Annotated in this window: 18 protein-coding genes; 1 reads left to right on the top strand and 17 read right to left on the bottom strand. The window is 65.6% G+C overall.

The window, feature by feature from the left end; all coding sequences use genetic code 11:
- Nucleotides 1-40: 40 nt before the first annotated feature.
- The 15 genes from G6N35_RS26245 to G6N35_RS26175 form a co-directional block, all read right to left on the bottom strand.
- On the bottom strand, nt 41-577 hold the full coding sequence (locus G6N35_RS26245; RefSeq protein ID WP_163807264.1) for an Imm61 family immunity protein: 537 nt from the start codon (nt 575-577) through the stop codon (nt 41-43).
- Nucleotides 574-3,312 (bottom strand): glycohydrolase toxin TNT-related protein, encoded by a 2,739-nt coding sequence (locus G6N35_RS26240; protein ID WP_163807263.1) that lies wholly within the window; start codon nt 3,310-3,312, stop codon nt 574-576. Before G6N35_RS26240 ends, G6N35_RS26245 begins: the two co-directional genes overlap by 4 nt.
- Nucleotides 3,313-3,338: 26 nt before the next feature.
- Nucleotides 3,339-3,629 carry a WXG100 family type VII secretion target gene (locus G6N35_RS26235; protein ID WP_163807262.1) on the bottom strand — a complete coding sequence of 97 codons (291 nt, stop codon included), beginning with the start codon at nt 3,627-3,629 and terminating at the stop codon, nt 3,339-3,341.
- On the bottom strand, nt 3,622-3,936 hold the full coding sequence (locus G6N35_RS26230) for a WXG100 family type VII secretion target (protein WP_163807261.1): 315 nt from the start codon (nt 3,934-3,936) through the stop codon (nt 3,622-3,624). Before G6N35_RS26230 ends, G6N35_RS26235 begins: the two co-directional genes overlap by 8 nt.
- A gap of 129 nt (nt 3,937-4,065) precedes the next feature.
- Complete coding sequence (gene lpqB / locus G6N35_RS26225; RefSeq protein WP_163807260.1) at nt 4,066-5,835, bottom strand: MtrAB system accessory lipoprotein LpqB; 1,770 nt, start codon at nt 5,833-5,835, stop codon at nt 4,066-4,068.
- The gene (mtrB, locus tag G6N35_RS26220) at nt 5,832-7,496 is read right to left on the bottom strand and encodes an MtrAB system histidine kinase MtrB (RefSeq protein ID WP_163807259.1); all 1,665 of its coding nucleotides are present in this window, start codon (nt 7,494-7,496) and stop codon (nt 5,832-5,834) included. The genes lpqB and mtrB overlap by 4 nt, the downstream gene beginning before the upstream one ends.
- A 13-nt stretch (nt 7,497-7,509) precedes the next feature.
- On the bottom strand, nt 7,510-8,196 hold the full coding sequence (gene mtrA, locus G6N35_RS26215; RefSeq protein ID WP_099020354.1) for a two-component system response regulator MtrA: 687 nt from the start codon (nt 8,194-8,196) through the stop codon (nt 7,510-7,512).
- 53 nt (nt 8,197-8,249) lie between these two features.
- A complete protein-coding gene (locus G6N35_RS26210) occupies nt 8,250-8,882 on the bottom strand; it encodes a dTMP kinase (protein ID WP_163807258.1) in 633 nt (210 codons plus the stop codon).
- Nucleotides 8,883-8,896: 14 nt separating this feature from the next.
- Nucleotides 8,897-10,195, bottom strand: coding sequence for a lipase family protein (locus tag G6N35_RS26205; protein WP_163807257.1), 1,299 nt, complete (start codon nt 10,193-10,195; stop codon nt 8,897-8,899).
- An 83-nt stretch (nt 10,196-10,278) separates the two neighbouring features.
- A complete protein-coding gene (ahcY, locus tag G6N35_RS26200; RefSeq protein ID WP_163807256.1) occupies nt 10,279-11,736 on the bottom strand; it encodes an adenosylhomocysteinase in 1,458 nt (485 codons plus the stop codon).
- 107 nt (nt 11,737-11,843) lie between these two features.
- Nucleotides 11,844-12,386, bottom strand: coding sequence for a TetR family transcriptional regulator (locus tag G6N35_RS26195; protein WP_163807954.1), 543 nt, complete (start codon nt 12,384-12,386; stop codon nt 11,844-11,846).
- Between the two features lie 98 nt (nt 12,387-12,484).
- The gene (locus tag G6N35_RS26190) at nt 12,485-12,673 is read right to left on the bottom strand and encodes a rubredoxin (RefSeq protein WP_163807255.1); all 189 of its coding nucleotides are present in this window, start codon (nt 12,671-12,673) and stop codon (nt 12,485-12,487) included.
- The gene (locus G6N35_RS26185) at nt 12,670-12,843 is read right to left on the bottom strand and encodes a rubredoxin (protein ID WP_163807254.1); all 174 of its coding nucleotides are present in this window, start codon (nt 12,841-12,843) and stop codon (nt 12,670-12,672) included. Before G6N35_RS26185 ends, G6N35_RS26190 begins: the two co-directional genes overlap by 4 nt.
- On the bottom strand, nt 12,840-14,006 hold the full coding sequence (locus G6N35_RS26180) for an alkane 1-monooxygenase (RefSeq protein WP_246224712.1): 1,167 nt from the start codon (nt 14,004-14,006) through the stop codon (nt 12,840-12,842). Before G6N35_RS26180 ends, G6N35_RS26185 begins: the two co-directional genes overlap by 4 nt.
- A gap of 179 nt (nt 14,007-14,185) precedes the next feature.
- A complete protein-coding gene (locus G6N35_RS26175; protein ID WP_163807253.1) occupies nt 14,186-15,658 on the bottom strand; it encodes an amino acid permease in 1,473 nt (490 codons plus the stop codon).
- A gap of 59 nt (nt 15,659-15,717) precedes the next feature.
- Between G6N35_RS26175 and G6N35_RS26170 the strand changes: the two genes are divergently transcribed.
- Nucleotides 15,718-17,121 (top strand): FAD-dependent oxidoreductase, encoded by a 1,404-nt coding sequence (locus G6N35_RS26170; RefSeq protein ID WP_163807252.1) that lies wholly within the window; start codon nt 15,718-15,720, stop codon nt 17,119-17,121.
- Here G6N35_RS26170 and G6N35_RS26165 read toward each other — a convergent pair.
- Entirely contained in the window at nt 17,078-17,998 is a 921-nt protein-coding gene (locus tag G6N35_RS26165; protein WP_163807251.1) for a cation diffusion facilitator family transporter, read from the bottom strand. The two genes, G6N35_RS26170 and G6N35_RS26165, sit on opposite strands and share 44 nt — an antisense overlap.
- 14 nt (nt 17,999-18,012) lie before the next feature.
- Complete coding sequence (manA, locus tag G6N35_RS26160; RefSeq protein ID WP_163807250.1) at nt 18,013-19,239, bottom strand: mannose-6-phosphate isomerase, class I; 1,227 nt, start codon at nt 19,237-19,239, stop codon at nt 18,013-18,015.
- Between the last annotated feature and the right edge of the window lie 2 nt (nt 19,240-19,241).

Raw genomic sequence — 19,241 nt, 5'->3', positions numbered from 1 at the left:
CCAAACAGGGATTTTCTTCTTTCGCATCAGGGCTTACCGTTCAATCTCGCACCGGCCGAATCGGAAATATCGGCCTTCCCTGCGGATCAGTGAACGAGCACTTCAAGTCGGCTACAGAAGCACCCAAACAATAGGACATCATCACAAGCAAGAAGATGTCAGTGATGTCGTCCCCGCCAGCACGAATAACAGGCTTACCGGCGCCATCGACCAAAACCGATTCTCCTTGACCTGACGGTTTGACCGAGAAACCATCCGCGACATCTTCCGACTCGGTGGGAAATTCCACGCGCGGCAGTCGCTGTACTGTGCGAATATCAGCCCCGAAAGTAGCCCAGAAGTATTTTTCCACAACAGCCAAATCACTTGCGGAAAAGACAAGCCACTCTGGGTCATTGCGAGAAGCCTTGGTCACCGTGTACCACCCAGAATCCGCGACACTCTCCCGTATGTAATAGCGGTACTCACCACCAGCATTAGCAAAGCAGGCGGCACCATCCGATTCGAAGATGGAATAGCTCATACCTGCGTTCGACGCCCAATCAATCAACGCTCCAGAGATCTCAGGGACCATCATTCCAACACCTTGCCTTTGATCAGATCTTCGACGCTTACAGCCACACCTCTGCTGTTAAAAAAAACAAGTTGCATTCCACCACCATCGCGGCCGAATGCGGGCGCGATTTCTGACACTTCTACCGACCATCCATCTGGTAGTAACCCAGTCAATGTGTATTGATAATACGGCTTATCTAGTGAACCGATCGGTAAACCCCGAGCCTCAAAGGCCGCGGGAACACCGTTCTCCATAATTCCCAGGTATTCACCTCCCGGCCACCCAATCCGATCCAACTTCGATCCGAAGTGCTCAATAACCGCGCGAATCGAGCTGAAGCGCACGCGTGTATCGGCCGCTGCGCCCGTATTCGGTGGGTAGTTATCCCATACCTCGCCATTAGGTTGCAGCTCACGGTACCGCGCATCATATTGCTCTTTGGTCAGAGCGTGACCATTGGCATCATGGCCGTAGAGCTCGTCGGGATGTTCGAAGAGTCGCCACGTGTCGCGATTGACGTCGGTGATCGGTGCCGGATCAGGAGAGCTACCCGGATGTTCGAGTGGCTCGCCATAGTGAGGATTGTCAGGTCCATTGTCAACGGGCGTCCAATGTTCCCCAGCCTCGTGGGCCCGAAGCAGGTCGCGTCCACCGGCGGCATCACCACCCGTAGCGACATCGGGTCCAGGCCCATGACCGTCTGAACCGCTATTGCCATCGCGAGGGCCGTGGTTGGGCGGCTCTCCATGACCTCCCCCGTGGCCATGGTCTCCCCCACCGCCCCCGTGTTCTGCAGACCCCCCATGAGAACCTCCACCACCCACGCCAAGATGCGGACCATGCCCCGCTCCATCGGCTGCGCCCTCGGCCCCGTGCGCTCCCACCAACGCGGGAACCCGGTCACCAGGGGCGCCGCCCGCTGACGCCGTGGCGTCGGAGCTGTGACTGCTCGCGCCACCTAGCGAACCTTCGGCTGGAGAACCAGCCGGGGCTGGCTGGCCGGCCTCGGCGTGGCCCGAACCCGGCGCACCCGCCGGCGATGTGGCCCCCTCGGAAACTCCTGGCGCAGAATGGACTTCACCCTTCGGCGCAGAGTTACCGTCAGCAGCGTGCGTGACCGGAGAGGGCACCGGATCAGCCGATGTCGGCGCGGACGTCGGCCTCCCACCCGTTGGTCCTGGGCCGGAATCGCTCGGCACAGGGTCACGCGGTGCCAGCGGACCGCCGGGTTCTGGGGATTTCGGTAGCGGGCCGGGGCTGCCGGCGGGCGACTGGCCGCTGTCGAGAGTCGTCTTGTTCAGCTCGTCGAGTTTCGCGGTGACCCCGTCGGCACCTTGCTCAACTGCGTTCACATCACCTGCCGCGGGGCGCATCCCGGGTGAATCAATCTCAACCCGTTCAGTGGTAGGCAATTCGCCACGTGCAGCGGCTCTTTCTGCTGCCCGCGCAGCCGCACCCGCCTTGGCAGCTGATCCGCCGGGGACCCCTATCGTGGCGACGTCGAACCCCAATTTGCCAACGCCAAGGAAAGGACGGTCGCTGGTGACGATGTCGTCGAAATGCGTGAGGTCCTTGACGATGTCAATAGAACCGTGCGGGTCGGTGGCGAACGCTACAGGTGCGGTCATTGGATTGAGGGTCAGCGCCTGCCTACCCAAGCCTTCGATCGTCTCCCACGTGCCCTTCGGGTCACCGATGGGGTCGAAGCCCGTCGCCAGTCCGCCGACGGCATTAATGGCTTGCAGTCCAACGCCGGTCATGGTGTCAGTGAAGGCGTCGGTGATGTTGGCCGCGACCCGGCCAGCGTCCTCGCCGAGGTAGTTGACCATCTCCACCCGTAGCAGAATCTCTATGGCGCGCGAGTAGTTCGTGATCCCGTTGACCAATTGCGCCAACAGATCCTTGCGCGCCGCCGACTGCCTCTTGTGGTTGGCGACGACCGCCTTGATGTCGTTGGCAACCTCGCGGATCTTCTCTTCGGCGTCATCGGTGACCAGCTCGATAACGGTGCCGAGGATGCCCTTGTCGAAGATCGATCCCACCACTGAGGCGAGCTTGTTCAGCAGGTCACGAATTGCGTTCTGCGTTGCTTCGACGTCGGATGCGAAGCTGCTCAGCTGGTTCGCCAGCTGTTGGGCCTCGCCAGCCAAAGATGCCATCGCGGTGCCTATTTCGTGCACCGCGGTTTGCATCCGCTCTCTGGCGGGCATCTGCTGAGCGCCAATAGTGGCGGTGGCACCCGCATTCTGACCGGTCACCGCATTCAACGGCGCGGCAAAGGCGTTCCACGCAGCAGCGGCAGCTCTGAGCTCGCTCGGCTCACCGTTCGGCCACACATCCCCCACCAGGGCCTCGACCAGATACCACAATATCGGCGCAATTTGACCGGGTCCGTTGACATCTGGTGTGCGGCCGGGCGCCGCATACGCCGGCGGCTCGACTGGTAGCGGCAAAGGCGATGCCGCGCCGCTGATATCGGCCGCGGCTTCGGCACGCGAATAGATGGCCGCCGAGCCTTGGATCAGATAACCAACGTGCCGCAACGCGTTGACACCTTTGGCCACCGCCGAGACCAACGCCTTGGCAGAGTCCTGGTAGGCCAATCCGAAAGCGGCTCCCGCCGCATCCTGGCCCGTGTCAGCGTTGTACGCCGCGGTCAACGAACTCACCGCCGCCTCAACGCCAGCACTGAGTCCCGCGACCGACGAGCCCGCACCGGAGAGCGCCGCAGGATCCACCCGTAACGGCTCACCCATAATGCCGAATCCCCACGGGGATCATGTCAGCCCCAGATCTTCAGATTCGCCTCGACCGCGCCGGTGTAGGACGTGTGGGCATGTGAACCTGCCGAACGCAGCTGCGCCAGCGCGTGCCGCATCAGGTCGGCTCCCTCCTTCCACTGCTGATGCACAGCGGCATGCGACTCGCTGGCAACCCCCTCCCACTGCGTGTGCAGTTGCGCCACCACGACATCGCACTCCTCCAACATGGAGTCGACCACTCGTTGGTACTCGGCCATGCGCTCGATGAGGTCGGCGAGCCCGTCGAGATCGACGGCGAATGCCTCAGCCACGATGCACGCTCCCCAGCTGTGTCGCCGCGGCCTGCTCATGAGCGTCGAACGCCTGTCCTGCCTGGCCGAGCCGCTCAGCAATCGTCGCCAAAGCCTGCTGCACCTTGAGCGAGCCGTCGTGCCATTGCCGCCAGGCAGCACCGTACGACGTCCCCGCTGATCCTTCCCACGTGCCGAGCACCTGCTGGGCATCGGTGTCCAGGCTGCGCAGACCCGCCTGCAGATGCTGCGCCCCGGCGGTCAGGGCCTCACACACCCCACGCAGGGCCGCAGGGTCCACCTTCAAGACGCCATTATCCCCACTCATGGAGCAAACGCTAGCGCCTGGGCGTCGTTACCACAATTCACCCAGCTGATCTGCAGGAATGAACGATACCGCTACGCAACAGCAGCCACGACAGGGAACGTTCCGCCGTCGCGCGACAGTTGTACTCCGTCAGCCCGGCAACACCGGGACGGCACCGCCCACCATGAAAGGCCGGACATCCGACCAGGTTTGGCCGTTCTCGCCATTCGTTCCGGACAGTTGCAGCACACCGCGGGCATCGGAGACGTACACCGCCGCCGGATTCGCGGCCACCGCGGTCACCGGCATCGACACATTGCCGCTGGGCCCGTCGGAGTTCACCCCGTCGAGGTTCACATACGACACCGGATGAGCCGGGTCGGTGCGGGTGACCACCATGTCGTCACCGGTGCGCCAGGACAGCGACACCACCGACGCTCCCAGACCGAAGCCCAGTCGGCGCGGATAGGTCAGCGCGAACTCGCCGACCGGCGTCTGCTCCACGCCGGCGAGGATCACCTGTCCATTGATCACCATCGCGGCGCGGGTGCCGTCGCGGGACAGCTGCAACTCGGTGATGGCGCCGGGGAATCTAGAGGTCACCGCTGCGGAATCGACGGGGATGCGGGCGGGTTGACCGGAGGCCTCCTCCTGGATCACCCGCACCACACTGTTGCCGTCGACCACCACCCACACCGCGTCGTCCAGCGCCCACGACGGCCGGGTCAGCGACCGCGAGTCGGTCGCCTGGGCAGCAGCACCGCCATTGGGTCCGATCCACAACGACGACGCCATGTCCGGCGCGCCCGGTCGCAGCGCCACCACCGAGGCGATGGCACGCCCGGTGCGCGACAGCGACGCCGAGACCTGAGAGTTCATCGAGCCGAACGACCCCGGCACCGGGGTGGCGCGCTGACCGTCCAGCGACACCATCGACCCGCCGATCAACGCGTGCACACCCGCCGAGGCGCCGTCCACCACACCGGGGTCGGTGGCCGCCACATCAGTGGTGCTCCACCCGTCGGCGAACCGGTCGTCGAGTGCGGCCCCGTCAGCGTTGATGACATACGGCCCCTTGATATCCGAACGGGCCAGCGTCCAAATGATCTGTGCGGCAAGCAGTTGCCGACTGTGCGGGTCGGTGGTGGTCAGGTTCTCCAGTTCGATGCGTGCGCCGCCGTAGCCCTTGCCGATGCCGGTCTTCCCGCCGTCGGCCCGGCTTACCGGACCGATCATCTTCAGCGGCGCGCCCATCAAGTTGCGCACCGTCTTGGCCATCTCGGGCCGTGGGCCGCCGATGAGTTTGGTCACCAGTTCGGTGGCGAGCTGATCGGAGTCGGACACCGCGACGTAGCGCGGGTCGGGCACGACGGTCTTGCCGGTCGGATCGACGAAGTACAGCGTGTTGCGCTTGTAGGTAGCCTGGAACTGCTGCCAGTCCAGGAACACACCGTTGGGCAGCTTGTTGATGCGCCATCCGTCGGCAGTCTGGACCAGCTCGATGGGTCCGGGGTCGGGCAGTTGACCGTCAGCGGTCTCGAAAACCCCGATGTCGGACAGCGAGCCCAGGATGTCAGCCTTCATGGTCACCGAAACCCGGTCCACGGTGCGGGTTTCGATGAACACCACCTTGTCGATCAACAGAGCGCTGCCCTGGTCGTCCCACGCGCTGGAGGCCGACTCGGTGAGGAACTGCCGCGCGGCCAGATGCCGGTTGGCCGGGTCGGCGGTCGCCTTGAGGAATTCCCGCAACAGCTGGTCGGGGTCCATGCCCGGGGTGGGTTTGGGCAGGCTCTTGGGCTGGGGCCTTTCGACGGTCCCGATCGCTTGCGGCGCTGAGGAATTCGGGACGCCGGCACAACCACCGATCATCAGGGCGACCAGGCCGACCAGAACAGCGGTCAGCAACCGGCGTGTCACACGCTCTCCTGCGCGGGTTCGCGCTGCCGGAGTTGACGTTGCTCCTTGCGGCCCTCCAGGCGCGGCGTGGCAACGGGTTTCAGCGGCAGCGGGCTGGTGGTCACCTTGTGGCCACGCACCAGGGGCAGGGTCAGCCGGAAGCAGGCGCCCTTGCCGGGTTCACCCCACGCCTCCAGCCGGCCCTGGTGCAGCCGCGCGTCTTCGATGCTGATGGCCAGCCCCAACCCGGTTCCGCCGGAGCGACGCACCCGTGACGGGTCCGAGCGCCAGAACCGGCTGAACACCAGCTTCTCCTCGCCCGGGCGCAACCCGACACCGAAGTCCCGGACGGTGACGGCGACGGTGTCCTCGTCGGCGGCCATCCGGATCAGCACCGGCTTGCGTTCGGCATGGTCGATCGCGTTGGCGATCAGGTTGCGCAGGATGCGTTCGACGCGGCGGGGATCCACCTCGGCGATGACTTCCTGCTCGGGCAGTTCGACCTGAAGTTCGATACCGGCGTCATCGGCCAGATGCCCGACATTGCCCAGCGCTTTGTTGACCGTCGAGCGCAGGTCGACGGCCTCCACTGACAGCTCGGCGACACCGGCGTCGTGCCGGGAGATCTCCAGCAGATCGTTGAGCAGCGTCTCGAACCGGTCCAACTCGTTGACCATCAGCTCGATGGAGCGCCTCAGCGCCGGGTCGAGCTCCTCGGAGTGGTCATAGATCAGGTCGGCGGCCATCCGCACCGTAGTCAGCGGTGTGCGCAGTTCGTGGCTGACGTCGGAGGTGAAGCGGCGCTGCAGGTTACCGAACTCTTCGAGCTGAGTGATCTGACGCTGCAGGCTTTCGGCCATGTCGTTGAACGACACCCCGAGACGGGCCATATCGTCCTCGCCGCGCACCGGCATCCGCTCGGACAGGTGCCCTTCGGCGAACCGCTCGGCGATCCGGGACGCCGACCGCACCGGCAGCACCACCTGCCGCGAGATCAGCAGCGCGATCCCGGCCAGCAGCACCAGTAGCACCAGACCGCCGGTGGCCATGGTGCCGCGTACCAGGGTGATGGTGCTTTCCTCGCTGTTGAGCGGGAACACCAGGTAGAGCTCAAGATTCGGGACCCTGGCCGGCACCGGGGTACCGATCAGCAGCGCCGGCCCGGAGAACGATTCGGTCCGCACGGTCGAGTACTGGTAGCTCACCTGGCCGGCTTTGACGAAGTCTCGCAAGGACTTCGGGATCTGCTCGACGGGACCTGCCGCCGTCGCCGCCCGCGGCCCGTCACCGGGAACCATCAGCACCGCGTCGAACGTGCCCGCCAGCGCGGCACCCGAGGATTGGCCGGTCTTGGAGATCAGGGTGTTGCGGGCCAGCTGCAGGCTGCTGTCCAGGGAACGCGCCTCTTCACCGCTGACGATGCCACTGACGGTGTTGCGCGCCCGGTCGATCTCCTCGGTGGCGGCATGCACTTTCACGTCGAGCACCCGGTTGGTGATCTGACTGGTCAGCACGAAACCGAGAACCAGGATGACGGCCAGCGACAGACCCAACGTCAGCACGACGACACGCAACTGAAGCGACCGGCGCCAGATCTGCGCGATGGCCCGGCTCAGCGTGCTCGTGCCCCGAACCAGGGGGCCCGAACGCCCCCAGGGACCGCGAACACGAGCTCGAATCATGACGTCCTGACCGTCACGGCGGGCCGGCCTTGTATCCCACTCCTCGAACGGTCAGCACCACCTGCGGGTTCTCCGGGTCCTTCTCGACCTTGGCCCGCAACCGCTGGACATGCACGTTCACCAAACGGGTGTCCGCGGGGTGACGGTAGCCCCACACCTGTTCGAGCAGCACATCTCGAGTAAACACCTGGCGCGGTTTGCGTGCCAGCGCCACCAGCAGGTCGAACTCCAGCGGTGTCAGCGAAATCTGCTCACCGTTGCGGGTCACCTTGTGTGCGGGCACGTCGATGTCGATATCGGCGATCGACAGCATCTCGGCCGGCTCGTCCTCGTTGCGACGCAACCGTGCGCGCACCCGCGCCACCAGCTCCTTCGGCTTGAAGGGCTTCATCACGTAGTCGTCGGCGCCGGACTCCAAGCCCAGCACCACGTCGACCGTGTCGGTCTTGGCGGTGAGCATCACGATCGGCACACCGGAGTCCGCGCGCAGCACGCGGCACACGTCGATACCGTTCATGCCGGGCAGCATGAGGTCCAGCAACACCAGGTCGGGGCGCAGCTCGCGCACCGCCGTCAGCGCCTGCGAACCGTCGCCGATGACCGCGGTGTCGAAACCCTCACCCCGCAACACGATGGTGAGCATCTCGGCCAGCGACGGATCGTCGTCGACAACCAGAATCCTTTGCCTCATGGTGTCCATGGTGTCACCGAATCGCGACAAACCCCGGCTACCACACGGGCGCGTCACGACATTTAGCCTGCGTGCAACGACCGGGAGAGCTCAATCGGGTCGACGTCGGGGGCGATCACCGACCACGGACCGCCCCAGTTGGCGGCGGCCAACTCGGCGTAGACGGCCCCGGTGCGCTGCTGCAGCCCGTCGTCTCGCTCGTAGGCGTCCCGGGCGCGGTCGGATTCCTGCTCAGCGCGCTGCCGGGCGCGCTGGGCGGCGAGCTCCACGGAGGCGTCGAGCAGCAGCTGCCGGTCGGGCCGCGGCAGCGCGAACCGCCCGTATTCGAGGTCACCCACCCACGACACCACCTCTCCCGAGGCACCCTGGTGCAGCCGCGCAGCGCTGTAGGCGGCATTGGAGGCGACGTAACGGTCCAGGATGACGACGTCGTAGCGCGCGCCGAGATCCGCGACCAGATCCTTAGCGGCGGCCCGGTCCAGTGCGAACAGCACCGCCATGGCGTAGACGGATTCGGCGAGATCGCCATGCCGGCCGTGCAATGCCTCGCTGGCCAGATCGGCGTGGACCGAGTCGCCGTAGCGCGGGAACGCCAGCGTGGTCACCGACCTGCCGTCGGCTTCGAAGGCCTGTTGCAAGCCGCGGGTCAGCGTGCGCTTGCCGGCCCCGTCGAGGCCCTCGATGACGATCAGCACGCAGCGAGCCTAGATCAGAACTGTCCGCAGTTCGGTGTGGTCGGCTCGCCGTTGAACCGGTCGGCGATCCACTGCATCGCAGCCTCGCCGTCGACGAGCATCGGCAGGGCGTGGTTGACCACCATCTTGTTCAGGAACGGCGGTTCCTCGTTGGTGCGGAACTCGACGTCGGCCCCCTGCGCGCACCAGCCGCGCCCGAGCTGGTTGGCCGCCGTCCATGGCACCAACGGGTCGTAGCGGTTGCTGTTGATCAGCACCGGCGCGTTCGGCTTGAGCCGGCCGATCCGCTGCTCGTCGAACAGGCTCGAAAAGGGTTCGGAATTAACCAGTTCGGTGATGTCCCGGTTGAAGTAGGGCTGCAGGTGCCGAAACATGAACTTGGTCGCCGTCTCGGCGATGCATTGGTCGGCGACCTTGGCCAGCAGATCCTCACCCCGCGGGGTCAGGGTGGCCCGGATCTCGTCGGCATGCTCGGGGTAGGCGGCGATCACCGAGTTCAGCGCGTACCCGACCACGCCCACCAGCGCACTGCCGTCGGCGTAGGGGAACAGCTCCTTGAGGTCGGCGGGCGGGGCGCCGGCATAGCTACCCACGACATGTTCCTCGGGGGCGTAGGCCGAGGCCAGCTCGGCCGCCGAGGCCGCCGCACCGCCACCTTGCGAATAACCCCAGAAAGCCACTGGCCCATGAGGATTCAGTGACGTGTTCGCCAGTCGCATCGCCGCCCGCGCGCCGTCGAGCATGGCGTGGCCTTCGGAGAGCCGATTGACGTAGGTGTGCATCACGCCGATGGTGCCCAGGCCCTCGTAGTCGGTCATGAAGACGGCAAAGCCGCGGGCCACCATGGTCGCGACGAACATCTCCTCGTAGTTGAACGTGAAATCGAGGAACGGCGCCCAGTGGATGCCCTGGTTGAACTGTCGCGACGGTGCGCACTGATCGCCCTGCCCCTGGGTGCCCGGACCGTAGACGATCAGCGGCCGCGGCCCACGGCCCGGCCAGTCGTTGAAAGGCTCGAAGTAGGTGCCGGTGACCACGTCGGGGTGGCCCCGGCCGTCGGTACTGCGGTACATGACGCGGGTGCCGCTGGCCATGATCGCGCCGAGCTGTCCGGACGGCTCGAGCACCAGCCGCGACGGCTCGCTGCGCACCACGTCACCCGGCTGCAGCGCAGGGGGAATCGGGTTCGGCGGGGTGTAGAACTCGGTGTATTGGTCTTCGTTGTAGTTCGGGTCCCAATTGCGGTCGGCATGCGCGACCGGCGCGAACAATGTTGCGGCGCAGACAATTACAACGAGCAACCGCAATCTCATGTGGGGGAGATTACGACATGGAGGCGGCGCACAGATCGAGTTGTCCCATCTGGACCCCGATCCGTGCGCCGCTTCGATAGCGCCTAGTACCGGTAGTGCTCCGGCTTGTACGGGCCCTCGACATCGACGCCGATGTACTCGGCCTGGTCCTTGGTCAGCTTGGTCAGCGAACCACCGAGGGCTTCGACGTGGATGCGGGCCACCTTCTCGTCGAGGTGCTTGGGCAGCCGGTAGACCTCGTTGTCGTACTCGTCGTTCTTGGTCCACAGTTCGATCTGGGCGATCACCTGGTTGGAGAAGCTGTTGCTCATCACGAACGACGGGTGTCCGGTGGCATTGCCCAAGTTGAGCAGCCGACCTTCGGACAGCACGATGATCGACTTGCCGCTGTCGAACACCCACTCGTCGACCTGCGGCTTGATGTTGATCCGCTTGGCACCGGAGCGCTCCAGGGCGGCCATGTCGATCTCGTTGTCGAAGTGGCCGATGTTGCCCAGGATGGCCTTGTCCTTCATCGCCTTCATGTGATCGAGGGTGATGATGTCCTTGTTGCCGGTCGAGGTGATGACGATGTCGGCGTTGGCGATGGCCTCCTCGACCGTCACCACGTCGAAGCCCTCCATCAGGGCCTGCAGTGCGTTGATCGGATCGATCTCGGTGACCGCTACCCGGGCGCCCTGCCCCTTGAGGGACTCCGCGCAGCCCTTGCCGACGTCGCCGTAGCCGCAGATCAGCACGTTCTTACCGCCGATGAGGACGTCGGTGCCGCGGTTGATGCCGTCGATCAGCGAGTGCCGGGTGCCGTACTTGTTGTCGAACTTGCTCTTGGTCACCGAGTCGTTGACGTTGATCGCCGGGAAAGCGAGCTCACCCGCCGCGGCGAACTGGTAGAGGCGCAGCACACCGGTGGTGGTCTCCTCGGTGACGCCCTTGACCGACTCGGCGATCGTGGACCACTTGTTCTTATCCGTCTCGAACCGCTCGCGCAGCACGGTCAGGAAGACCTTCCACTCCGCGGAGTGGTCGTCCTCGATCGGCGGCACCACACCGGCCCGCTCGTACTCGGCACCGCGCAGCACCATCATGGTGGCGTCGCCGCCGTCGTCGAGGATCATGTTCGCGGGCTCACCCGGCCAGGTCAGCATCTGCTCGGCAGCCCACCAGTACTCCTCCAGCGTCTCGCCCTTCCAGGCGAACACCGGGGTGCCCTGCGGCTCCTCGGGGGTGCCGTACGGGCCGACGACGACGGCCGCGGCTGCGTGGTCCTGGGTGGAGAAGATGTTGCAGGAGGCCCAGCGGACCTCGGCACCGAGCGCGACCAGCGTCTCGATGAGCACGGCGGTCTGTACGGTCATGTGCAGCGAACCGGAGATGCGCGCACCCTTGAGCGGCAGCACGTCGGCGTATTCGCGGCGCAGCGACATCAGGCCGGGCATCTCGTGCTCAGCGAGCCGGATCTCCTTGCGGCCGAACTCGGCCAGGGACAGGTCGGCGACCTTGAAATCGATGCCGTTGCGGGTGTCGGCAGTCAGTTCAGACATGTAAGAGCCCTCTTCATTCGTCATTGCCGGTGTGCGCGCAGACGCGCGCTGGCGACATCCCCAGCCTGCGGGCTCGCGGGACAGGCGCGCAGTGGGCGCTCTGACAGCTAGGGAATATCGATAACACCGTAGCGTTCGGCGAACGGCGTCATCAAACGGGCTAGGTCGGCGGCGACGTCGTGGTTGGCTTCCGGCGGCATGGAGATGTAGCTCATCGCCAGCCGGACGATCGCCCGGGCCAGCACCCCGGCGTCTTCGTCGCTGGCCCCGACCCAGCTGTTGATGAACGCAGTGGTGAGCCGCTCGGATGCCCGGGTGATGATCGGGGCACTGTCGGTGGTGATCATCTGCAGCAGATCCGGCTTGGCCACACCGGTCAGCAGCGAGACCACCAGCGGATCGGCTGCCGACTCGGTGAAGAACATCCGGAAGCCCTCGGAGAACGCGGCGTTGACGTTGCCCACGTTCGAGGTGATCGCGTCGTCGATGGCATCGACCAGCCGGTCGGCCAACCGCAGGGCGTACCCCTGCGCCAGCCCCTGCCGGGAGCCGAACTCGTTGTAGATGGTCTGCCTGCTGATGCCGGCGGTGCGGGCGACATCGGACAGCGTGATCGCCGACCAGTCCTTGGTCAGCAGTTCCTCACGCATGGCGTCGAGCACCGAATCCCGCAAAAGCGCACGCGAGGCCTCGGGATAGGGAACCCGAGGCCTCGTCACACGCGCGAGCGTAGTCGACGCGAGGGTGCTCACCCCCGCGCGACTTCCACCATCTCGAAGTCGGACTTGGCCGCGCCGCAGTCCGGGCAGCTCCAGTCCTCGGGAATGTCGTCCCAGCGGGTGCCCGGCGCGATGCCGTCTTCCGGCCAGCCCTTGGCTTCGTCGTACTCGAATCCGCACTGCACACAGATGTACAGCTTGTACGCCTCGTCACTCACTGTTTTACCTCCATCGCCTCGAAGTCGACCTTCTCTCGAACGCCGCAGTCCGGACAGCACCACTCGTCGGGAACGTCGGCCCAGGCCGTGCCGGCCGGGAAACCTTCCCGGGCAGCACCTTTGGCCTCGTCGTACACGTAATCACATACCGGGCACTTGTAGGAACTCATGCCTGAGCCCCTGCGCCATACCGGGCGAGGATCTTCTCGCGGCGACGCGGATCGATGTTCACCTTGGTGATGTCGCCGTTGTAGTGCTCCAGCACACGGTGGTCCATCATCCTGCGCCACACCCAGGGCAGGTAGGTCACGCCGATCAGGGTGGCGTAGCCGGTGGGCAACTCGGGAGCGCCGTCCATGCTGCGCAGCGTCTGGTAACGCCGGGTGGGGTTGGCGTGGTGGTCGCTGTGCCGCTGCAGGTGGTAGAGGAAGAGGTTGGTCACCAGGTGGTCGGAGTTCCAGCTGTGCTCCGGGGTGCAGCGCTCGTAGCGGCCGTTCTCGTTCTTCTGGCGCAGCAGGCCGTAGTGCTCGAGGTAGTTGACCGACTCGAGCATCGAGAAGCCGAACACCGCCTGGATCACCAGGAACGGGATGAGCGCCGGGCCGAACACCGCGATGAGGACGCCGAACAGCACGACGGTCATCAACCATGCGTTCAGGACGTCATTGCCCAGCCAGGTCCGCGGGTCCCACGGGCTGCGGCCGAGCCGGCGGATGCGGGTGGCTTCGAGCTTGACCGCCGAGCGAGCACTCCCCCACACGCTGCGGGGCAGGAACTCCCAGAAGGTCTCACCGAAGCGCGACGACGCGGGGTCTTCCGGGGTGGCGACGCGGACGTGGTGGCCGCGGTTGTGCTCGATGTAGAAGTGGCCGTATGCGGTCTGGGCCAGCGTCACCTTGGACAGCCAGCGCTCCAGCGACTCCTTCTTGTGCCCCAGTTCGTGGGCGGTGTTGATGCCGGTGCCACCGAGCACGCCGACCGACAGCGCCAGACCGATCTTGGCGAACCAACTCAGGCCGCCGTCGTAGCCCAGCCAGCTGAGGTCCGACGCGGTGAACATGTAGGCGCCGAAGATCAGGCTGGCGTACTGGAACGGGATGAAGATGTAGGTGCAGTACCGGTAGTACTTGTCGTTCTCCAGGTACTCCATCACCTCGTCCGGCGGGTTTTGGCCGTCGCGGCCGAACTTCAGGTCCAGCGCCGGCAGCAGCAGGTAGATCAGGAACGGGCCGACCCAGAAGAACACCTGCGATGCGGCGGTCCAGCCGAGCTGGTTCATCCCCCAGACGACCGGCAGCACCACGAACAACGCGGTGGGTGCGACCAGGCCCATCAGCCACAGGTAGCGCTTCTTGTCACGCCACTGCGTGGGTTCGACCCGCGCGGACCCGGTATCGAGCTGAGACGTCACGTCTATACCTCCATGTGAGTGCCATCACCGTTGATGTGTTGACTATAGAGGCAACTTTGTCGGCTGTCTAGACAAACGACATTGTTTTGTAAACCACGGGGTCAGTGGGTGCTGGCGGCCTGCCGTTGCCCGAGCACCGAGTGCCGCCGCCCGTAGCCGAGGTAGATGACGATGCCGACCACCATCCAGATGCCGAACCGGATCCAGGTCAGACCAGTGAGGTTGAGCATCAACCACCCGCAGGCGAGGATCGACAGGATCGGCAGCACCGGCACGAACGGCACCGTGAAACCGCGATCGAGGTCAGGTCGGGTACGGCGCAGGATGATCACGCCGGCCGAGACGAGGACGAACGCGAACAGGGTGCCGACGTTCACCATCTCCTCGAGCTTGGAGATCGGGAAGACAGTGGCCGCGACGGCGATGAGCACGGCGACGATGACGGTGATGCGCACCGGAGTGCCACGGGAGCCGGTGTGGGCCAACCCGCGCGGCAACAGACCGTCGCGCGACATGGCGAACAGCACCCGGGACTGGCCGAGCACCAGCACCATCACGACCGTCGTGAGGCCGGCCAGCGCCCCCACCGAGATCACCTTGGCGGCCCAGTTGACCCCGTTGATCGCGAACGCGGTGGCGAGGTTGGCCTGCCCGTGGCCGCCCGAGGCGAGTTCGGTGTAGTTCACCATTCCCGACAGCACCACCGAGACCGCGACATAGAGCACGGTGACGATGGCCAGCGAGGCGAGAATCCCGCGGGCGACGTCCCGCTGCGGGTTCTTGGTCTCCTCGGCCGTGGTGGCCACCACGTCGAATCCGATGAAGGCGAAGAACACGATCGAGGCGCCGGCCAGCAGGCCGTACCAGCCGTAGTGGCTGCCATGGGCTCCGGTGAGCAGTGAGAACACCGATTGGTTGATGCCGCTGGCGTCACTGCCCTTGCCGTCCTCGGCGGGCGGGATGAACGGCGAGTAGTTGGCCGCCTTGATGTAGAAGGCGCCGACCACCACGACGAGCAGAACCACCGACACCTTGATCGCGGTCATCGCGGCGGAGAAGTTCGACGACAGTTTGGTCCCCATCGCCAGCAGGGTGGCCACCGCGGCGATGATCAGCAGGGCGCCCCAGTCGAAGTCGATGGGCCCGATTTCGACCACTCCGCCGGAGAACCCGAACACCGTGCCCAGATAGCTCGACCAGCCCTTGGCGACCACGGCCGCGCCGACCGCGAACTCGAGTACCAGATCCCAGCCGATGATCCAGGCGACGAACTCGCCGAACGTGGCGTAGGAGAACGTGTAGGCGCTACCGGCCACCGGCAGGGTCGAGGCGAATTCGGCATAGCACAGCGCGGCCAGCCCACAAGTGACCGCGGCGATGATGAATGACACCGAGATGGCTGGCCCGGTGATGTTGCCGAAAGTGGATGCGGTGACGGTGAAAATGCCCGCACCGACCACCACGGACACCCCGAAGATCGTCAGATCCCACCAGGTGAGGTCTTTACGCAACCGGGTGCCCGGCTCGTCGGTGTCGAGGATGGATTGCTCCACCGACTTGGTGCGCCAGTTCATCGACGTCTCCCTCCTGCCAGCCGGATTAGCCGGTGATGCAGCAGGGTACGTGGATCGGCATGAGCGGACCAGCCGATCCCGCGAAACGACAGCACGCGATCGTCATCGGGGCGAGCATCGCCGGGCTGTGCGCGGCGCGGGTGCTCGCCGAGTTCTTCGACCGCGTCACGGTCTACGACCGTGACGTGCTGCCCGACGGCCCGGACCACCGCGGCGCGGTGCCGCAGGACCGTCATGTGCACATCCTGATGGCACGGGGCGCCAGCGAGTTCGAGGCGCTGTATCCGGGATTGCTCGACGAGATGGTGGCGGCCGGGGTGTACAAGCTCGACAACCGCCCGGACAGCATCTATTTCGGCGCGGCCGGTCACCTGCTCGGCACCGCACACACGCTGCGGCGCGCGTTCACCGCCTACGTGCCCAGCCGCAAACAGCTGGAGTGGCAGATCCGCAGGCGCACCGCGGCTCTGCCCAATGTGGCGATCTCGCGACGTGACGTCAACGCACCCCGGTTCGACGGAGAACGCCAACGGGTCACCGGTGTGCTGCTGGCCGAGTCGGACGGCGGCGAGTCCTTCGAGCCCTGCGATCTGGTGGTCGACGCCAGCGGCCGTGGCACCCGAATGCCGGCCTGGCTCGACGCCTGGGGATTCGCCCGCCCGCCGGAACACACCGTGGATGTCGGAATAAGTTATGCGACAGTACAATTGCGCATCGCCGAGGATGCGATCGCCGAGAAGGTCGTGGTCGCGGGGGCCTCGCGTGCCCAACCAGCCGGGCTGGGCATGCTGTGCTACGAAGATCACACCTGGGGATTGACCACCTTCACGGTGGGAAACGTGCAACCTCCGCAGAATCTGGCTGAGATCCGCTCGCTTGCCACGATGCTGCTGCCCGAAACCCACGCCAACGCCATCGCGACCGCCGCGCCCGTGGGCGACGTGGCGTTCCACCGCTATCCCGCCAGCAGATGGCGCCGCTACGACAAGCTACGACGGTTTCCCGCCGGCATCATCCCGATCGGGGACGCCGTCGCCAGCTACAACCCGACCTATGGCCAGGGCATGACGATGAGCTCCATACAGGCCAGCCAACTCCGCACGGCATTGGCCTCGGGCACAGCGGAATTGGCCAGCGCAGTCAACCACGCCACCGCGCGGTCGACGTATCCGGTGTGGACCATGAACGCCATCGGCGATCTGATCCTGCATGGTGCCTGCGGCCCGATGCCGTGGTGGTATCGGCCCGTCGGTGAGCTCTTCGATCAATTCCTCGGCGCCGCCGAGGCGGATCCTGTTCTGGCCGAATGGTTTCTGCGCCGGTTCAGCCTGCTCGACAGCTTGTATATGGTTCCTTCACCGCGGATCGTGGGACGGGCCATGCGGCACAATATGGGACTGTGGTGGGCCCAGCGCCGGGTCAGCGCGTCGCCGCGCGATCGAGATCCGGTTCCAGGTAGATGACCGCCGCCGCGGGCACCGCGGCTCGCACCGCGGCCTCGGCGTTGTCGATGGCAGCTGCCACCGTCGCCAGATCCGTGTTGGGCGCCAAGGCGATCTTGGCGCCCACGAGCATCTCCTCGGGGCCGAGGTACTGCGTGCGCAGGTGAATGACGCGGTCGACGTGGGCGGTCTGCTCGAGCGCGGTCTGGATGGCGGCGCACTCCTGGGCGGTGGCACCCTCGCCGATCAGCAGGCTGTGCATCTCGACCATCAGGACCACGGCGATCACGCCGAGCAGTGCACCGATCAGCAGCGTGCCCACACCGTCCCAGATCGGGTTGCCGGTCAGGATCGTCAGACCCACGCCGGACAGCGCAAAGACCAGGCCGATCAGTGCACCGGTGTCCTCCAGGAGCACGACGGGCAGTTCGGGATTACGCGAGCGGCGGATGAATTGCCACCAGCTGCTCGCCCCCTTGAGCGGACGCGACTCCACCATCGCGGTACGAAAGCTGTAGCTCTCCAAGGCGATCGCCACCGCCAGGATGCCCACCGCCACCAGCGGCGAAGTCAACGGTTCGGGATGGGAGATCTTGTGATACCCCTCGTAGAGCGCGAAGACCGCTCCGAGCGAGAACAGCACCAGCGCAACGACGAACGAGTAGAAGTACCGGCTGCGGCCGTACCCGAACTGGTGCAGGCTGTCGGCCTGCTTACGGGCCTGGCGCTGACCGAACAGCAGCAGCCCCTGGTTGGAGGTATCGGCCACCGAGTGCACCGACTCGGCCAGCATCGAGGAGCTACCGGTGATCAGGAAGCCGACGAACTTGGCCACCGCGATACCGGCATTGGCGGCCAACGCGGCAAGGATTGCCCTGGTGCTGCCCTCGGTCGACATGGTGTCCTCCTTGTTCAGAGGCCAACCGTAGCCCTGAACAGTTTCGAGGGCTCACCCGCCTCCAGCCGGATCGGAGCGTCATCGGCGGCCACCCAGGCCGACGATCCCCGATGCAGGGTCACCACATCGGATTTGGCCCGCACCACCACGGTGCCTTCGGTGCACACCAGGATCTGTGGACCGTCGTGGCGTGACGGCGCGTCGATTTCGTGGCCCACCTGCGAGTCATCGAGCACCAGGATCGAGGTGGCGAACTCCGGCGCCGGAGTATCGTAGACCAATTCGATGCCGTCCCGATGGGTGGGCGGATGCAGCGTCGCGTCATCGGCCGGGGTGAAGTCGAGAACGCGCAACAGTTCTGGGACATCGACGTGCTTGGGGGTGAGCCCACCCCGAAGCACGTTGTCGGAATTGGCCATTACTTCCACACCGACACCCGAAAGATAGCTGTGCAGGTTGCCGGCCGAGAGGAAGATCGCCTCTCCGGGCGCCAGGCTGATCCGGTTGAGCAGCAGCGCCGCAAGTACACCGGCGTCGCCCGGGTACCGCTCACCGAGCTCCAGGCACGTCTTGGCCTCGGCAGCGAACTCCGTTGCGCCCGAGCGCACATAATTGACGGCACCTTCGAGCACGGCCGGGATGAGCACATCCAGATCGGGCTGCGGAGCGGTGATCCAGGTGGTGAACAGCGCCCGCAGCCCGTCGGCGTCGGATTGCCCACTGAGCAAGGCGATGTAGGGGTCCAGGTCGGCCACCCCGAGGGCGCGCAACAGTGCCACCGACCGCGCCGCGGGACGGAACCCGGCCAGGGCCTCGAATTCTGCGAGCGCAACCAGCAATTCGGGCTTGTGGCTGCGGTCGCGGTAGTTGCGGACCGGCGAGTTCAGCGCCACCCCCATGCGGTCTTCCCGGACATAGCCTTCGACCGCCTGCTCGGCGCTCGGGTGTGCCTGCAGCGACAGGGGCTCGTCGGCGGCCAGCACCTTGACCAGGAACGGCAACACGTCACCGAAGCGCGCCCGCACCGCCGAGCCCAACTGACCTTCGGGGTCTGAGCGCACAGCATCGAGCAGCGACCGCTCGCCATCCGGGGTCTCCAGGGACGCCGGATCACCCGGGTGCGCACCCAGCCACAGCTCAGCCTCGGGATGTGCTGTGGGAGAAGGCCTCCCGGTGAATTCGGCGATAGCCGTCCGCGAACCCCAAGCGTACGTGCGAATCGCTCCTCGTAGCAGTTCCACTG

Source organism: Mycolicibacterium anyangense, from assembly GCF_010731855.1.
Taxonomy (GTDB): domain Bacteria; phylum Actinomycetota; class Actinomycetes; order Mycobacteriales; family Mycobacteriaceae; genus Mycobacterium; species Mycobacterium anyangense.
The sequence above is the reverse complement of the archived record's forward strand: the minus strand, read 5'-3'. Positions and strand labels throughout refer to the sequence as shown.

Excerpts from the sequence above, each read along its gene's own strand:
- G6N35_RS26245 (WP_163807264.1), bottom strand. The coding sequence starts at position 577 with ATGATGGTCCCTGAGATCTCTGGAGCGTTGATTGATTGGGCGTCGAAC.
- G6N35_RS26240 (WP_163807263.1), bottom strand. The coding sequence starts at position 3,312 with ATGGGTGAGCCGTTACGGGTGGATCCTGCGGCGCTCTCCGGTGCGGGC.
- G6N35_RS26230 (WP_163807261.1), bottom strand. The coding sequence starts at position 3,936 with ATGAGTGGGGATAATGGCGTCTTGAAGGTGGACCCTGCGGCCCTGCGT.
- mtrB (WP_163807259.1), bottom strand. The coding sequence starts at position 7,496 with ATGATTCGAGCTCGTGTTCGCGGTCCCTGGGGGCGTTCGGGCCCCCTG.
- mtrA (WP_099020354.1), bottom strand. The coding sequence starts at position 8,196 with ATGGACACCATGAGGCAAAGGATTCTGGTTGTCGACGACGATCCGTCG.
- G6N35_RS26205 (WP_163807257.1), bottom strand. The coding sequence starts at position 10,195 with ATGAGATTGCGGTTGCTCGTTGTAATTGTCTGCGCCGCAACATTGTTC.
- ahcY (WP_163807256.1), bottom strand. The coding sequence starts at position 11,736 with ATGTCTGAACTGACTGCCGACACCCGCAACGGCATCGATTTCAAGGTC.
- G6N35_RS26195 (WP_163807954.1), bottom strand. The coding sequence starts at position 12,386 with ATGCGTGAGGAACTGCTGACCAAGGACTGGTCGGCGATCACGCTGTCC.
- G6N35_RS26185 (WP_163807254.1), bottom strand. The coding sequence starts at position 12,843 with ATGAGTTCCTACAAGTGCCCGGTATGTGATTACGTGTACGACGAGGCC.
- G6N35_RS26180 (WP_246224712.1), bottom strand. The coding sequence starts at position 14,006 with ATGGGCCTGGTCGCACCCACCGCGTTGTTCGTGGTGCTGCCGGTCGTC.
- G6N35_RS26175 (WP_163807253.1), bottom strand. The coding sequence starts at position 15,658 with ATGAACTGGCGCACCAAGTCGGTGGAGCAATCCATCCTCGACACCGAC.
- G6N35_RS26170 (WP_163807252.1), top strand. The coding sequence starts at position 15,718 with ATGAGCGGACCAGCCGATCCCGCGAAACGACAGCACGCGATCGTCATC.
- G6N35_RS26165 (WP_163807251.1), bottom strand. The coding sequence starts at position 17,998 with ATGTCGACCGAGGGCAGCACCAGGGCAATCCTTGCCGCGTTGGCCGCC.